This is a genomic window from Shewanella carassii, assembly GCF_019670705.1.
GTDB classification, from domain to species: Bacteria; Pseudomonadota; Gammaproteobacteria; order Enterobacterales; family Shewanellaceae; genus Shewanella; species Shewanella carassii.
On record NZ_AP024618.1, the window covers coordinates 329,747 to 344,294 of the forward strand.

11 protein-coding genes are annotated in these 14,548 nt (G+C 53.1%); 5 read left to right on the forward strand and 6 right to left on the reverse strand.

The window, feature by feature from the left end; genetic code table 11:
- Nucleotides 1-92: 92 nt before the first annotated feature.
- Together K5621_RS01580 and K5621_RS01585 are read left to right on the forward strand one after the other, a co-directional pair.
- Entirely contained in the window at nucleotides 93-704 is a 612-nt protein-coding gene (locus K5621_RS01580; protein ID WP_221050253.1) for a thiol:disulfide interchange protein DsbA/DsbL, read from the forward strand.
- Between the two features lie 344 nt (nucleotides 705-1,048).
- Nucleotides 1,049-1,261, forward strand: a complete 213-nt coding sequence (locus tag K5621_RS01585; RefSeq protein ID WP_025010850.1) for a DUF1107 domain-containing protein — start codon at nucleotides 1,049-1,051, stop codon at nucleotides 1,259-1,261.
- A gap of 2 nt (nucleotides 1,262-1,263) precedes the next feature.
- Here K5621_RS01585 and K5621_RS01590 read toward each other — a convergent pair whose 3' ends face one another.
- Nucleotides 1,264-1,467, reverse strand: coding sequence for a cell division protein ZapB (locus K5621_RS01590; RefSeq protein WP_100146021.1), 204 nt, complete (start codon nucleotides 1,465-1,467; stop codon nucleotides 1,264-1,266).
- 202 nt (nucleotides 1,468-1,669) lie between these two features.
- On the opposite strand from K5621_RS01590, the gene K5621_RS01595 reads away from it, so the two are divergent.
- Entirely contained in the window at nucleotides 1,670-2,017 is a 348-nt protein-coding gene (locus K5621_RS01595) for a RidA family protein (RefSeq protein WP_100146023.1), read from the forward strand.
- Here the strand turns inward: K5621_RS01595 and K5621_RS01600 are convergent.
- Together K5621_RS01600 and K5621_RS01605 are read right to left on the reverse strand one after the other, a co-directional pair.
- Nucleotides 2,014-2,292: a Rho-binding antiterminator gene (locus K5621_RS01600; RefSeq protein WP_100146025.1), complete on the reverse strand. Its 279-nt coding sequence runs from the start codon at nucleotides 2,290-2,292 to the stop codon at nucleotides 2,014-2,016. The two genes, K5621_RS01595 and K5621_RS01600, sit on opposite strands and share 4 nt — an antisense overlap.
- A 269-nt stretch (nucleotides 2,293-2,561) precedes the next feature.
- A complete protein-coding gene (locus K5621_RS01605; protein ID WP_100146027.1) occupies nucleotides 2,562-3,116 on the reverse strand; it encodes an outer membrane beta-barrel protein in 555 nt (184 codons plus the stop codon).
- Nucleotides 3,117-3,351: 235 nt separating this feature from the next.
- On the opposite strand from K5621_RS01605, the gene K5621_RS01610 reads away from it, so the two are divergent.
- Together K5621_RS01610 and K5621_RS01615 are read left to right on the forward strand one after the other, a co-directional pair.
- Nucleotides 3,352-4,710 (forward strand): esterase/lipase family protein, encoded by a 1,359-nt coding sequence (locus K5621_RS01610; RefSeq protein ID WP_100146029.1) that lies wholly within the window; start codon nucleotides 3,352-3,354, stop codon nucleotides 4,708-4,710.
- A gap of 129 nt (nucleotides 4,711-4,839) precedes the next feature.
- Nucleotides 4,840-5,931 carry a branched-chain amino acid aminotransferase gene (locus tag K5621_RS01615; protein ID WP_100146031.1) on the forward strand — a complete coding sequence of 364 codons (1,092 nt, stop codon included), beginning with the start codon at nucleotides 4,840-4,842 and terminating at the stop codon, nucleotides 5,929-5,931.
- A 63-nt stretch (nucleotides 5,932-5,994) separates the two neighbouring features.
- Here K5621_RS01615 and K5621_RS01620 read toward each other — a convergent pair whose 3' ends face one another.
- The 3 genes from K5621_RS01620 to acnD form a co-directional block, all read right to left on the reverse strand.
- Complete coding sequence (locus tag K5621_RS01620) at nucleotides 5,995-10,326, reverse strand: EAL domain-containing protein (RefSeq protein ID WP_221050254.1); 4,332 nt, start codon at nucleotides 10,324-10,326, stop codon at nucleotides 5,995-5,997.
- Between the two features lie 322 nt (nucleotides 10,327-10,648).
- Nucleotides 10,649-11,848 carry a 2-methylaconitate cis-trans isomerase PrpF gene (gene prpF / locus K5621_RS01625; protein ID WP_221050255.1) on the reverse strand — a complete coding sequence of 400 codons (1,200 nt, stop codon included), beginning with the start codon at nucleotides 11,846-11,848 and terminating at the stop codon, nucleotides 10,649-10,651.
- Between the two features lie 85 nt (nucleotides 11,849-11,933).
- Entirely contained in the window at nucleotides 11,934-14,525 is a 2,592-nt protein-coding gene (gene acnD / locus K5621_RS01630; RefSeq protein ID WP_221050256.1) for a Fe/S-dependent 2-methylisocitrate dehydratase AcnD, read from the reverse strand.
- Nucleotides 14,526-14,548: the final 23 nt, after the last annotated feature.

Consider the following 14,548-nt stretch of genomic DNA (forward strand, 5'->3'; position numbering starts at 1 on the left):
CTCAGAGCTTGAGTTCGACTCAAAAAGAAGATTATGTTATTCAGCAACTCCAGCAGTGTTGGCTGTAATTTTTAATAAAAAAAGGAACTCCAATGAAGAAAATCCTGATGTTGGCGGCGGCGTTTTTGCTGCTTCCCCTGGCGGCCACGGCAGCTCAATACAAAGAAGGTGTGCACTACACTGTGGTCAGTGATGGTCCCGCCACTGCCAAGCCTGAAATCAGAGAGTTTTTCTCTTTTTACTGCTCTCATTGTTATAACTTTGAGAAAAATATACTCCCTGTCCTGAAGGCGCGTCTGCCGGAAGGGGTGGCATTTGAGCAAAATCATGTCGAGTTTATCGGTCGTGAGATGGGGGTTGAAATGTCCCGTGCCTTTGCCATTGCCAAAGTGCTGAAGGTGTCCGATAAGATTAATCACGCCATGTTCAGTGCGATCCAGGACAAGAAGCAACATTTCACCAGTCTTGACGACATCAAGGCTCTCTTTGTTGCCAATGGTGTGGATCCCAAACAGTTTGATTCTGCGGCCAGCTCTTTTATGGTCAGTACCATGCTGGCCAGCATGAAGCGCAACACAGAAAATGCCGAGATTTCAGGGGTTCCTGCGCTGGTGGTGAATGGTAAATATCGGGTCGAAACCGGGGCCATCAAGTCTTATGACGAGATGCTGGATATAGCTCTCTATCTGACTAAGTTGAAGTAATTCAGCTTTTCAACATCAAAGGGGCCTTGTAGGCCCTTTTTTGTTACCTCAAAAAGCATGGGGACAGGCAAAAAAAAAACCGTACTTCCTGAATGCAGAAAGCACGGACTAGAGCCATGGGGCTCAGTTTTTACCCTGAGTAACATGCTCACTCTAACAGTGCGTCAAAAAATTGGCAAGCGTTGTCTATTTGACGTTTTGTGGCGATGAATGACGTTCTGTGGGAGGTGGAAGGTAAAAAATGATCTTGGTTGTTTTTGGCTATTTCCCGGATCGGCATGAAACCTTATGCGGAATAAAGAGTCAAAAGATCGGGATCGGAAATCAACTAAAGGAGGTTTCTCGTGCGTGTATTTCCTGTCTATGCTCCCAAGCTGATAGTCAAACACGTAAGGATATTTTTGACCGGCGCCGTCTGGGTGAAAGATCTGGGAAGATTAGAGTTTGATAAGGGGCGTTTTTTGCTGCCGAGAAAAAGCCTGCCAAAGGTAAAGCAGGCTATCATGGAATTGAACGAACTCATTGAAACTCAGAACAGCCAAGCTAAAACCGTTTAGATTCAGTTGACTTCGTTGTTGAGCAGACCAACAAGGCCGGTGACTTTCTCGTTCCACGAGTTGAGATCTTGCTGAAGTTGTTGGTTTTGCTCTGTCAGATCAGCATTTTTCTGCTTTTCTTCATCCAGCTCCATTTTCAGAAGCTCAATATTTTCGAGTGCTGCCTGGATTTTGGTCTCCAGTTGGGACAGTAGTTCTAGGCTCATACAGGAGTCCTTAATATAGTTGGCGAATGAGATATTGATTCTATCAGTGCCACTGGCTTAAGGAATAGCTCTTATCTCTAAGTGTCCAAAAAATATGCGATAAAATCGGCTGTTTGGCAGTTTTTTTCACTTATCTGAATCCCAGCTGTCCCAAGCCGACTTTTGCCGGATAAAATAATGTTTTTTACCCGGAACCCCGCCGATGACAATTCAACGTATCGATACCAATGCACGCATGAGCAGCATAGTGATCCACAACAATACGGCTTACCTCTGTGGTCAAGTCGCCAAGGACAAGTATGCCGATATTCAACAACAGACCCTAACCATGCTCGAAGAGGTGGATGAGCTATTGAAACGGGCTGGCAGCAGTCGCGAGCGGATCCTGTCGGCGACTATCTACCTGAAACAGATGAGTGATTATGATGCCATGAATGCCATTTGGGATGCTTGGTTACCTGCTGGACATGCACCGGCCAGAGCTTGTGTGGAGGCTTCGATCGCCGAGCCTGAGTATCTGGTGGAGGTCTCTATTATCGCGGCGATTTAAATTTCACAACCGGTCGAGGCAATCAGCACTCGGCCGAACTCGGCACCTTCCTGCTCTGGGGTAATCGCCAGCAACTGATCCATTCGGATGGCGCGGTTGCTGGTGGCCGTTTGCACCAGCAGCCACTCGCTCTTGTCGGGACGGGTCTCGGTGATCAATGCCTTGCCATGCAATATCTCTCCTTGCAACAGCTCTATTTTCAGCGGATAACCGCGGATACAGGCTAACTCCAGGTAATCATAGTTGCCACAATCTATGGCTTGGTAAGGTTTCATATCTCGATCTTATCGTGTGAAGTGAAATAATGCTCTGACAGTGATCCGAGCTATTCAAAGTAATGGCTGCTTTGAGGCAGAGTGGTATAAAAGTAGTCTTATTTTTCGCTTATACCAAAATAATTTGCCGTAAATTGTGAGCCATGGATTTGGCGGTGGGAGCAGCTTGCGAATGTCGCTGTGTTGGTGTGGCTGTTAACCATGCCATTCGATTTGAGAAGAGATATTAAGCAAAAAGCCCCAAAATGGGGCTTTTTAGAGGCTTAGGGTTAGAAGTGATAGTTGACACTCAGGTACAGTTGCTGGGTGTTATCCAGCGCATATTTACCTGAGTCTATCTTGTTGTCATAGTCTTGCTTCAGATAACGATAACCTATCTCGGTATCCAGCCTGTCATTCAGTTTATACACAAGACCCGTTTGACCACCCCAGACAAAATTATTGTCTGATCCCAGGGCATCGCTGTCCGGCGCCGTGTGGTTAATACCGGCGCTGGCACCGATAAACCAGTTCAGTTTGTGGGCCTGATCCAAACCTACCAGATAGTCATAGGAAACCAGTCCCATCTGCTGTTTGGCGAAGTCATCGCTGTTGTAGCTATAAGTGGCGTACAGACGCTGGTTGGGGGTAAGGAAGGTACCGCCGCGCAGCATGTAGACGGCATTGCGATCATCATCGCTGAACTTGCCGCCATCAGTGGGCTTATGAGAGTAGTCGTTTTGCTGCGCGCCGACACCGCCGCCGACAAACCAGTCAGCAGCAAAGGAAGGGGTCGAGAAAGCGAGAGCCGCAGCGGAAGCCAGTATTAGAGATTGAATCTTCATAATTTACTCCTTGATCCGGGAAAGTCCGGATGGCTGTTTTAAGCCGGGTCAACTTGTGTTCATCGGCAGGTTAGGGCCGTTTTGCTGAACTTTGGCTGAATGAGCGCAGGAAGGGACTTTTCATCGTATATACCGACCTTTTATGTTAAAAAACTTAATGTTAGAGGCTTTGATTGTTGTGAGATAGTGATAGTGTTGTGGTCGAAAAATAGACTGTTAACCTGAGGGGAAAGGGATGAGACTGGTATTTGTACACGGCTGGAGTGTGACATCCACAGAGACCTATGGCTATTTGCCGCAGGCATTGGCCAAGCGGGCAGACACAGAGCTTGAGGTGAGTCATCTGCACTTGGGGCGTTATATCAGTTTTCAGGATCAGGTGAAGTTGGAGGACGTTGCGCTGGCCTTCGAGGCTGCCAGGCGTGAAGTGCTGGGGGATGAGCCTTTCGCGGTGATCACCCACAGCACTGGAGCAGCCGTGATACGTTGCTGGTTGGAGACCTTCTTCGGATCCCAAAAATTGGCGGCTTGTCCCGTGACTCATATGATCATGCTGGCACCGGCCAACCACGGCTCCGCCTTGGCACAGCTTGGCAAGTCGCGTCTCGCCAGGATCAAGGCCTGGTTCGATGGATTGGAGCCCGGGCAGAAGATCCTCGACTGGTTGGAGCTGGGCAGTCTGGGGCAGGCCTCTTTGAGTCAAGCCTGGCTTAACTACGACTTTGAGGCCGCTCGGCTTTGGCCCTTGGTACTGACCGGCGAAAGCATAGATGCGTCCCTCTATGATTATCTTAACGCTTATACCGCCGAGCCGGGCTCGGATGGTGTCGTGCGGGTCGCCGCGGCGAATATGAATTATGCTCGGTTGCAATTGATGGAGCAGGTTCAGGAATGTGACAGTTTTGATGGTGCCTGCGTGGCCAAGCTGGCGCCGGCAAGTTTCATTCAGGCTCCTGTCAGTGGCTTTGGCATTATTCCCAGGGCTAGTCACAGCAAAGAAAAAATGGGGATCATGCGCTCGGTCAGCCGCAGAAACGCCGCCAACAAGCCGGTAGTGCAGGCGATTCTTGATTGGCTAAAGGTAGACTCGGTAGAGGCTTACCGCCGAGCCTGTCAGGAGCTTACGCGGCAAACCCAAAGCCGGACCACCAAGAAGCGTTACACCATGCTGGTGATTCGGGTGTGGGATGATACCGGCGCCGCCATAGAGGATTTCGATTTTTATCTGCTCAGTGGCGAGCAGTATCTGCCGGGTATTCTGCCTAAGGGCTTTATGCAGGATAAGCAGCGCAACCAGCAGAGCCGCAACTGCCTGACCCTGTATCTGGATGCTGCCAAGATGCAGACCCTGCCTCAGGGGAAAATCGGTTTTAAACTGGTACCGCGCCCCGATGATGGTGGCTGTTATTATCGTGCGGCTGAGTTCCAGTCTGATGCCGGCGCGGTATCCAGGCTGCTGAAGGAAGACGCCACTCTCGAAGTGGATATCTTGCTGAAACGGCATCGTGATGCCGGACTGTTTACTCTGGTCAGCCCGGAAGAGAGCGGTGATTTTTCTCGTTTGCCGCCTCTGGGAGAGCTGGCCGAGATTTGATGGTCAAAATATTGCTAGGCTTTTTTACACAACTTTTTACAGAAGCCTGACTGGCTGCAGACCTTGGTCCTCTTGACATTATTCCGGGCGCTCCCTAGTCTGCTTGAACAACAGTCAAGGTGGTAAGCAATGGAAATCAAGTATCAGTTAAAGCCCGCCGCAGAGCGTCGCTCAGAACAGTTTTGCCCTGAAGGAAATGTTGGCTTTGGTCGTCTGCGTACCGATCACATGTTCATGATGGATTATTATGACGGCGAATGGCGGGATCCCCGTATCGTCCCTTACGGACCTTTCGAGATGGCTCCCGGCGCGATGGCGCTGCATTATGGCCAATGTATTTTTGAGGGTGCCAAGGCCTTTATGCATGAAGATGGGGAGATTTATACCTTCCGTCTCAACAAGAATGCCGAACGCATGAATCGCTCTGCCGATATCGTCTGTATTCCCAATATTGATGAAGCCATGCAGCTTAAGGCGATCAACGCCCTTATCGATGTCGACCGTCTCTGGTTCCCGATGCAGGAAGGGGCTTGCCTCTATATTCGGCCCTTTATTTTTGCCACCGAAGACAGACTGTCAGTCAGCCCTGCCAACCGCTACACCTTCTGCGTGGTGATGAGCCCCAGCGGCGCCTACTATGGTGAAAGCCTCAACGCCATTCGTCTGCTGATCAGCAAAGAGTTTCACCGCGCGGTATCCGGTGGTACCGGTGCCTCCAAGGCTGCCGGCAACTATGCCGCTTCCCTGCGTGCCGGTAAGGCGGCTGCCGCTCACGGTGCTTCCCAGGTGCTGTACCTGGACTCGACCAATGAATATATCGAAGAAGCCGGGGCGATGAACCACTTCCATATTCTCAAGGATGGCACAGTGATCATCCCTGAGTTTACCGATACCATACTCAAGTCGATCACCTCGCAGTCTATTATTGAGCTGGCGCCACTGCTTGGCTGCGATGTCCGCCAGGAGCACGTGAAACTGGACGATTTTATCGCCGGTGTCGAGTCGGGTGAGATCATCGAAGCCGGTGGTTTCGGTACCGCGGCCGTGGTTTCTCCAGTCGGCTCCTACATTTTTGAAGATGGCCGGGTGGTCACCGTTGGTGACGGCAAGGTGGGTGAACATGTCAGTCGCATCTATAAGGTCTTCACCGAAATCCAGAAAGGACACAGACCAGGCCCACAAGGCTGGGTCTGCAAAGTGCCCAGGCTGGAAAAGGCATAAGCCAATAATCCCACTATTAATCAAAAACGCGGCCATTTGAGCCGCGTTTTTTATGAGGTGATTTTATTTTCGGCTGAGTAAGGCTTGTGCTTGCACTTCTGTCATTGGACGTCCCAACAGGAAGCCCTGAGCCTGATCGCAGCCCTGGGCAGCAAGGAAATTCAGTTGAGCCTGGGTTTCCACTCCTTCGGCCACCACCTGTAACTCCAGGCTGTGGGCCAGGACTATGATGGCGTTGGTAATGGCGGCATCGTCCGGGTCTTTGGTGATATCGCGGACAAACTCACGGTCAATTTTTAAGGTATCCAGCGGGAAGCGTTTGAGATAGGCCAGGCTGGAATAACCGGTGCCAAAGTCATCAACCGCCAGGCTTAATCCCAGTGCTTTCAGTTGATTGAGTATTTCCACCGACTCCAGTGGCCGCTGCATCACGGCAGACTCAGTCAGTTCAATTTCCAACAATTCTGCACTCAAACCGTGCATGGCGAGAGCGACTTCTATGCTGGAAATAATGTCAGTCTGCAGCTGTTTGGCGGAGATATTTATTGCCACGGGGACGACTTCCAACCCTTGATTTTGCCAGCGCTCCAGTTGACTGCAAACGCTTAGCAATACCCATTGGCCTATGCTATTGACCAAGCCGGTTTCCTCTGCCAGCGGAATGAACTCTGCCGGTGAAATAGGCCCCAGCTCCTGGCTTTCCCAACGCAGTAGGGCCTCCATGCCGGTGAGTTTACCGCTATGAACACAGAACTTGGGTTGATATTGCAGCTTAAATTCGTTTCGGCCTAACGCTTGTTTGAGTCCGGCTTCCAATTGTACGTGACGCACCGCATAAGCATTGAGTTTGGCGGTATAAAACTGGAAGTTATTGCGCCCCAACGACTTGGCGTGGTACATGGCGGTGTCGGCAAACTTCAGTAGCTCTAGTCCTTCATCGGCATCATCCGGATAGAGGCTGATGCCTATAGACGGGGAAACATTGAGGCTGAAATTCTCCAGTGCGAAGGGGCGTTCGAACGCCGTCAGCAGTTTTTCGGCAATGACGGTCGCTGCCTTGGTTTTTTGCAACCCTTCAAGAAGAATGATGAATTCATCACCGCCCAAGCGCGCAACCGTATCACCATCCCTGATCGCTTTGGTCAATCTGGATGCGACCGCTTTCAGCAGTTGATCGCCAATATGATGACCCAGGGAGTCGTTGATGTGTTTGAACCTGTCGAGATCCAGAAACAATAGGGCAACCATAGTGCGATTGCGGTGAGCCTGGCGCAGAGCATGATCCAATCTGTCCTGGAATAGGGTGCGGTTGGGTAGGCCGGTGAGCTGATCATAATTGGCCAGCAGTCGCAGATCTTTTTCAGCCTGTTTACGATCTGTGATATCGGTAAACACCACCACAAAATGGCTGGCCTCTCCCTGGCTGTTGAGTACCTGATTGATCTCCATCCAGACTAACAAGGATTGCTTGGAGTGAGTGCGTATTTGCACTTCACCGGACCAGTGTTTTTGATTCAGCAGTTGGTGTTCTATCTGTAGATAGAAGCTCCTGGGATAGAGACCCCGGGTTAAAAACAGGAATGGTTTGCCAGCAATCTTATGTTCGTTGAATCCTGTGGTGCTGCAAAACGCCGGGTTGACTGAGATGACCCGGTAGTTGAGATTACAGACCACAACGGATTCATTCATGCTTTCCAATACTTGAGAAGAAAGACGCAGCGCCTCTTCCTGACCGCGGCGCATGCTGATATCGGTATAGGTGCCAGCCAGTCTCAGAGGTTTATCATTTTTGTCCCACTCAACGATTTTGCCGCGATCCAGTACCCAGCACCAATGGGTGTCGCCGAGATCGGTACGGTACTCGGCTTCGAAAAACTCTGCCTTTCCTTGGAGATAAGCTTCCATAGCGGCTTTGACTTGTGCTCTGTCCTCTGGATGGATCAGTTCCAAGCGCTTTTGGGAGCTGATCTCCTGGGGGGTATTGGCACAGTGTTTGGGGCCGGTAATAAAGAAGCGGTCATCTTCCATTTGCCAGTCCCACATACGGTCACCCGAGCCCCAGAGTGCCAGTTTAAGCCGTTCTTCAGATAGGCGAATATTGGACTGAGTTTGCAACTCCAAATGGCGCTGATGCAGGTAACGACGCAGCCAAAGTCCGAAAAACAGTAGGGTGCAGCTCAAGTAGAGTATGTTGGCCAGCGTACTACGATAAAAAGGGGCCGGTACTGTGAGTTGCAGCAGCAGTTGTTCTTGCCCTTCCGGATTGTGTTGTAGTTGATGTCGGGCAAACAACCGATAATCGCCGGGCGCCAAGTTGGCATAGCTGATTTCGTTTTGCGATTGTGCTGGATGCCATTCTTCATCCCAGCCTTCGAGGAAGAAGCTGAAACGGTGGCGTTGGGGATAGGCAAAATCCAAAGCGGTTATTTCAAAGCTTATTAGCTGGTTGCTATCCAAGATGGTCAGTTCGGGAATACCATCCAGTTCAAGCCGAGGAAAATAATGGTTACCCAGACGATATCCGGCCAGGGCCAGTTTGGCTTGCTTGCGTACCTTGGGTACCTGCTGCGGGTAGAAATGGTTCAGGCCGTTGATGCCGCCAAACCAGATACTGCCGTCCTTGTCCTGCCAACTGACGTTGCCGTTGAACTCCAGCGCCTGCAATCCTTCATACTCGTTGAAGGTTAATACTTTTTCTTTGTCTATGGCAAAGCGGCTGATGCCAGAGTTGCTGCTGAGCCAGAGGTCACCACTCTGATCTTGCTCCAAGGCATAAACGGTATTACCCGGTAATCCTTGATTGCGGCCGAAGTGTTGCAATTCATTTTGGCGCAGCCGACTGAGCCCGCCGTGGGTGGCAAACCAGATGCTGCCATCTCTGTCTTTGAGAATGTCACGCACCATGGGGTGAGCGAGCCTGTCGCCACGAATAGTTTGCTGTTGACCTGTTTGCGGTTGCAGCCAATAAGCCCCATTGGTGGTGCCGACCCAAATGCCATTATTGGCCGGAGCCAGACATAGGATCATCTGTGCTTGGGGGCCTTCTTCCAAAAACTCATTGACGAAATGGGCCTGGAAGTCCTCTGTCTCCGGATCGAAGTGATACAGGGTGTTGGCGGCTCCCAGCCAGATTTGATCTTGGTTATTAATAAATAGGTCGCGAACAGTGGATTTATTACCCGGCGGTCGATATAGCCGCATTTGACCTTGCTTACTGAGGCTAATCAAGCCTTCATTGCTGGCCAGCCAGAGCCTCTGGTGACTGTCTTCGGCTATTGCTCTAATGGTGAGATCCAGAAAGGATTCATCCTTGCCAAGTAACTTGGCAAGCTGGCTGTGATAGGAAAAGAATCGGCCATCTTGATCCATATGAAACAAACCGGCCCTGTCAGTGCCCAAGTACAACAAGCCGTTACTGGCGCGGAATATGGCGCGGAAATTGTTTTCCCGCAGGCGTTCCTCGGGATCTTGATTGTTGTGGATATGTTCAAAGTACTGCCGCGCCAGGTTCACAGTGTCTATGCCGGAGAACAGGCTGCCAATCCACAGAATACCGTTATTATCCTGTAGCAGGCTGTAGACATCATTGTCGCTGAGGCTGTTGGGATCGGATGGGTCATAGCGATAATGCCTGGCTTGCCACTGACCCTCTCTAAGCTGGAGCCGGATAAGACCTGTCTGCTGGCCACCGAGCCAGACATCGCCCCGGCTGTCAAAAATGAATTCAAGGAACTGCATATTATCTGTCGCTAAACGATAAATGAGTTCCGGCGTTTGTTGCTCTTGTGGGTAGCGCCAGAGCGCATTTCCCATGGCTAACCACAGAGCGCCATCTTCGCCTTGGCGAGCTTGGACCGGATGACCTTGTTCACTATCGGGCAAGGGCAGGGGCTTGAGTCCCTCATTGCGTAAGACTAGCAAGCCATCATTTTGAGTACCAATCAACAGGGCATCCTTACCCATGGGGGTCAGTACCCGAATATCGGCATTGATATTCGGCCCAAGAGCCAGCTCCTGTAGCTCATTGGTGGTGGTATTCAGGGCGTAGATCCCATTGCCGCTGCCAACCCATAGCGTATCCCCCACCAAGGCCAGGCGGTTGATCCTACTACTGCGGAGTCCTTTGTCCCGTCCTATGGCGCTGAAAGTCCCTGTTTTCAGATCCAGGCGGTTAAGTCCGCCGTTGAAGGTACCTATCCATAAATGACCTTGAGCATCCTGGAGTATGTCAGTGACATGATCATCGGTCAGGGTCTGGCTGTGGTAGGGGTCGTGCTGAAACAGAGTGAAGTTAATGCCGTTGTAACTGTGCAATCCATCCTGGGTACCAATCCACAAGATGCCCGCCTTGTCTTGGTAGAGGTGGGTGATGCTGTTCTGATTCAGGCCATTCATACTGCTAACATGTTGAAATTTGAGCTGGGACGCAGGTTCTGCCTTAATCTCAAACAGGCAGATAGCAAATAGCAGAGTGACGAGTAGACAGCAGATCCGAGACAAGAGGTCCTCTTTAACTAGGTGTTTTATTGGCAGAAACTCATTTTATAACAGATTTTTGTTTTCAGTTTGGCAAACTTTATCGCAATTTGTTGCAGCGTAAAGAGAGGTGGTAGAAAAAAGGCCCCGCCGGAAGGGAGGAAGCGGAGCCTTTGGCAAACCGAGTGATGCTTGCCGCCGTAGGGAAGAGACGGCGGTGATTGTGTTAATAGCCTCGGGTTTAGAAGCCGTCGTCCGGGATCCGAACCTGGCCTTCCATCAGGATGCGCGCCGAGCGACTCATGATGGCCTTGGTCACCTGCCACTGGCCGTCCTTGAATTCGGCCTCGGCGCCGACTTTCAAGGTGCCAGATGGATGGCCGAAGCGTACCGAACTGCGCTCACCGCCGCCGGCCGCCAGGTTAACCAGGGTGCCCGGGATAGCTGCGGCCGTGCCTATGGCCACTGCCGCCGTGCCCATCATGGCGTGGTGCAATTTACCCATGGACAGAGCGCGAACCAAGAGGTCGACATCGGTTTCGGCCAGCTGTTTGCCACTGGAAACCTGATGCGCCTGCGGTTTGGCCACAAACGCTACCTTGGGAGTGTGTTGGCGGGTTTCGGCTTCGGATAGCTCCTTAATCAACCCCATGGCCAGCGCGCCGTGTGCCCTAAGCAGCTCAAAGCGAGCCAGCGCCTCGGGATCGCCGTTGATCTCCGGCTGTAGTTCGGTGCCTTGATAGCCGAGATCGGCGGCATTGACGAAAATGGTCGGGATCCCGGCGTTGATTAGCGTCGCCTGAATTTTACCGCTGGGGTGTACTTCGGCGGGAACCGTCAGCTCATCCACCAGCTTGCCGGTAGGGAACATGGCACCGCCGTCTTCTCCGTCATCGGCTGGGTCGATAAATTCCAGCACAATTTCGGCGGCGGGGAAGGTGACACCGTCGAGCTCAAAGTCACCGGTTTCCTGCACTTCTCCGGCGCTGACCGGCACCTTGGCGATAATGGTCTTGCCGATATTGGCCTGCCAAATCCGCACTTCGCAGATGCCGTTTTCCGGTACCCGTTCCGGAGCAACCAGACCGGCATGCAGGGCAAAGGCGCCTGCCGCAGTGGAAAGGTTGCCGCAGTTGCCGCTCCAGTCGACAAAGGGCTTATCTATGGAGACCTGACCATAGAGGTAGTCTACGTCGTGACCGGGAACCTGGCTGGCATTCATGATCACGCATTTGCTGGTACTCGAGGTTGCACCGCCCATACCGTCTGTGTGTTTGCCGTAGGGGTCTGGACTGCCGATGACCCGCATCAACAAGGCGTCGCGGGCCGGGCCGGGCACTCTGGCCACCTCGGGCAGATCGTCCAGGCGGAAGAACACTCCCTTACTGGTGCCGCCGCGCATATAGGTGGCGGGAATTTTTATCTGTGGTTTAAATGCCATGGCATTGGATCCTTTGAGATAAATATTTTTATCAGTCGGCCATAACCTTGGCTATGGCCGACTTGGTCACGCATCAAGGGCCGGCTTAAACATTGCCCTGCAAGAAGTCCTGCGCGAAACGCTGCAGTACACCACCGGCTTCATAGATGGTTACTTCCTCAGCGGTATCCAGGCGGCAGCGCACAGGTACTTCCACCGTTTCGCCATTGCTGCGATGCAGCAACAGGGTCAGGGTGGCACCGGGAGTGCGCTCGCCGAGAACGTCGAAGGTTTCTGTGCCATCTATGCCCAGGGTCAGCCTGTCGGTCCCCGGGAAGAACTCCATCGGCAGCACGCCCATGCCTATCAGGTTGGTTCTGTGAATGCGCTCGAAGCCTTCGGCCACAATTGCCTCGACTCCGGCCAGACGCACGCCCTTGGCGGCCCAGTCACGGCTGGAGCCTTGGCCATAGTCTTTACCGGCTATGATGCACAGCGGTTGCTTGCGCTCCATGTAGGTTTCTATCGCTTCCCACATGCGTACCTGTTGCCCTTCGGGCTCGATACGGGCCAGCGAGCCCTGGATCACCTTGCCGCTATCGTCCTTGACCATTTCGTTGAACAGTTTGGGGTTGGCAAAGGTGGCCCGTTGGGCCGTCAGATGGTCTCCCCTGTGGGTGGCGTAGGAGTTGAAGTCTTCCTCCGGCAAGCCCATCTTGGCCAGGTATTCACCGGCGGCGCTGGATGGCAAAATGGCGTTCGATGGCGACAGGTGATCCGTGGTGATGTTGTCACCCAGTACCGCCAGTGGCCGCATCCCCTTGAGCGCACGTTCACCGGCCAGGGCACCTTCCCAGTAGGGTGGACGACGGATATAGGTGCTCATTGGGCGCCAGTCATACAGAGGGTCGACCCCATCACCGTATTCCACGGCGATATTGAACATGGGCTCATACACCTTGCGGAACTGCTCCGGCTTGACCGATGACTTGACGATGGCATCTATCTCTTCGTCGCTGGGCCAGATGTCCTTGAGGGTTACGGCGTTGCCGTTCTGATCTGTGCCGAGTGGGTCTTTCTCTATGTCGAAACGCACAGTCCCTGCAATGGCGTAGGCCACTACCAAAGGCGGCGAGGCCAGGAATGCCTGCTTGGCATAGGGGTGGATCCGGCCATCGAAGTTACGGTTACCGGACAATACCGCGGTGGCGTACAGATCTCTGTCGATCACTTCCTGTTGGATTTTGGGATCGAGCGCGCCGCTCATGCCGTTACATGTGGTACAGGCGAAGGCGACTATGCCAAAGCCCAGCTGTTCCAGGTAAGGCAATAGCCCAGCCTCGCGCAGATAGAGGTCCACCGCCTTGGAGCCGGGGGCCAGAGAGGTCTTGACCCAAGGCTTGCGTACCAGGCCTTTTTCCACTGCGTTGCGGGCGATAAGACCGGCAGCAATCACGTTGCGTGGGTTACTGGTGTTGGTACAGCTGGTGATGGCGGCAATGATCACGGCGCCGTCCGGCATCAGGCCTTCTTGCTGCTCTACCTTGCCGGCAATGCCTTTGGCGGCCAAGTCGCTGGTGGCCAAACGGGCATGCGGGTTGGAAGGACCGGCCATGTTACGCACCACGGAGGAGAGATCGAACTCCAGTACCCGCTCATATTCGGCGCCTTCGAGGCTGTCGGCCCACAGACCCGTGGTCTTGGCATAGTTTTCCACCAGCGCTACCTGGTCGTCATCACGGCCGGTGAGGCGCAGATAATCTATGGTTTGCTGATCGATATAGAACATGGCGGCAGTGGCGCCATATTCGGGAGTCATGTTGGAGATGGTTGCCCTGTCACCCAGGGTCAGGCTGGCGGCGCCTTCACCGAAGAATTCCAGATAGGCACCCACCACCCGCTCTTTACGCAGGAATTCGGTCAGCGCCAGCACTATATCCGTGGCGGTAATGCCGGGAGCGGCCTTGCCGGTCAGCTTGACGCCGACTATGTCCGGCAGGCGCATCCAGGAGGCGCGGCCGAGCATCACGCTTTCGGCTTCCAGGCCACCCACGCCTATGGCGATCACCCCGAGGGCATCCACGTGTGGCGTGTGGCTGTCGGTGCCGACACAGGTGTCCGGGAAGGCTACGCCGTCGCGGCTCTGGACTACGGGGGACATCTTCTCCAGGTTGATCTGGTGCATGATGCCGTTACCGGGCGGGATCACATCGACGTTTTTAAAGGCCGTCTTGGTCCAGTTGATAAAGTGGAATCTGTCTTCGTTGCGTCTGTCTTCAACGGCGCGGTTTTTCTCGAAGGCATCCGCTTCAAAGCCGGGGTGTTCCACTGCCAGAGAGTGATCCACAATCAGTTGGGTTGGCACCACAGGGTTAACCTTGGCCGGATCGCCACCCTTGTCGGCGATGGCATCACGCAGACCGGCCAAGTCAACCAGTGCTGTTTGGCCGAGAATGTCGTGACACACCACCCGCGCCGGGAACCAGGGGAAGTCCAGATCCCGTTTGCGTTCGATAATCTGTTCGAGGAAGTCGTTGAGCCTGCCTGGCTCGGCGCGGCGTACCAGGTTTTCGGCCAACACCCGCGAGGTGTAGGGTAGTTTGGCATAGGCTCCGGGGCTGATGGCCTCGACCGCGGCGCGGGTATCGAAATACTCGAGGCTGGTGCCGGGCAGGGGAATTCGGTAATTGGTATTCATGAGTTCTGTCCACTGAGAAGCAA

What these genes read in the sequence shown, in the direction of transcription:
- K5621_RS01605 (WP_100146027.1), bottom strand. Translation starts at nt 3,116, where the DNA reads ATGAAGATTCAATCTCTAATACTGGCTTCCGCTGCGGCTCTCGCTTTC.
- K5621_RS01600 (WP_100146025.1), bottom strand. Translation starts at nt 2,292, where the DNA reads ATGAAACCTTACCAAGCCATAGATTGTGGCAACTATGATTACCTGGAG.
- K5621_RS01580 (WP_221050253.1), top strand. Translation starts at nt 93, where the DNA reads ATGAAGAAAATCCTGATGTTGGCGGCGGCGTTTTTGCTGCTTCCCCTG.
- K5621_RS01610 (WP_100146029.1), top strand. Translation starts at nt 3,352, where the DNA reads ATGAGACTGGTATTTGTACACGGCTGGAGTGTGACATCCACAGAGACC.
- K5621_RS01590 (WP_100146021.1), bottom strand. Translation starts at nt 1,467, where the DNA reads ATGAGCCTAGAACTACTGTCCCAACTGGAGACCAAAATCCAGGCAGCA.
- prpF (WP_221050255.1), bottom strand. Translation starts at nt 11,848, where the DNA reads ATGGCATTTAAACCACAGATAAAAATTCCCGCCACCTATATGCGCGGC.
- K5621_RS01620 (WP_221050254.1), bottom strand. Translation starts at nt 10,326, where the DNA reads ATGAATGGCCTGAATCAGAACAGCATCACCCACCTCTACCAAGACAAG.
- acnD (WP_221050256.1), bottom strand. Translation starts at nt 14,525, where the DNA reads ATGAATACCAATTACCGAATTCCCCTGCCCGGCACCAGCCTCGAGTAT.
- K5621_RS01595 (WP_100146023.1), top strand. Translation starts at nt 1,670, where the DNA reads ATGACAATTCAACGTATCGATACCAATGCACGCATGAGCAGCATAGTG.
- K5621_RS01615 (WP_100146031.1), top strand. Translation starts at nt 4,840, where the DNA reads ATGGAAATCAAGTATCAGTTAAAGCCCGCCGCAGAGCGTCGCTCAGAA.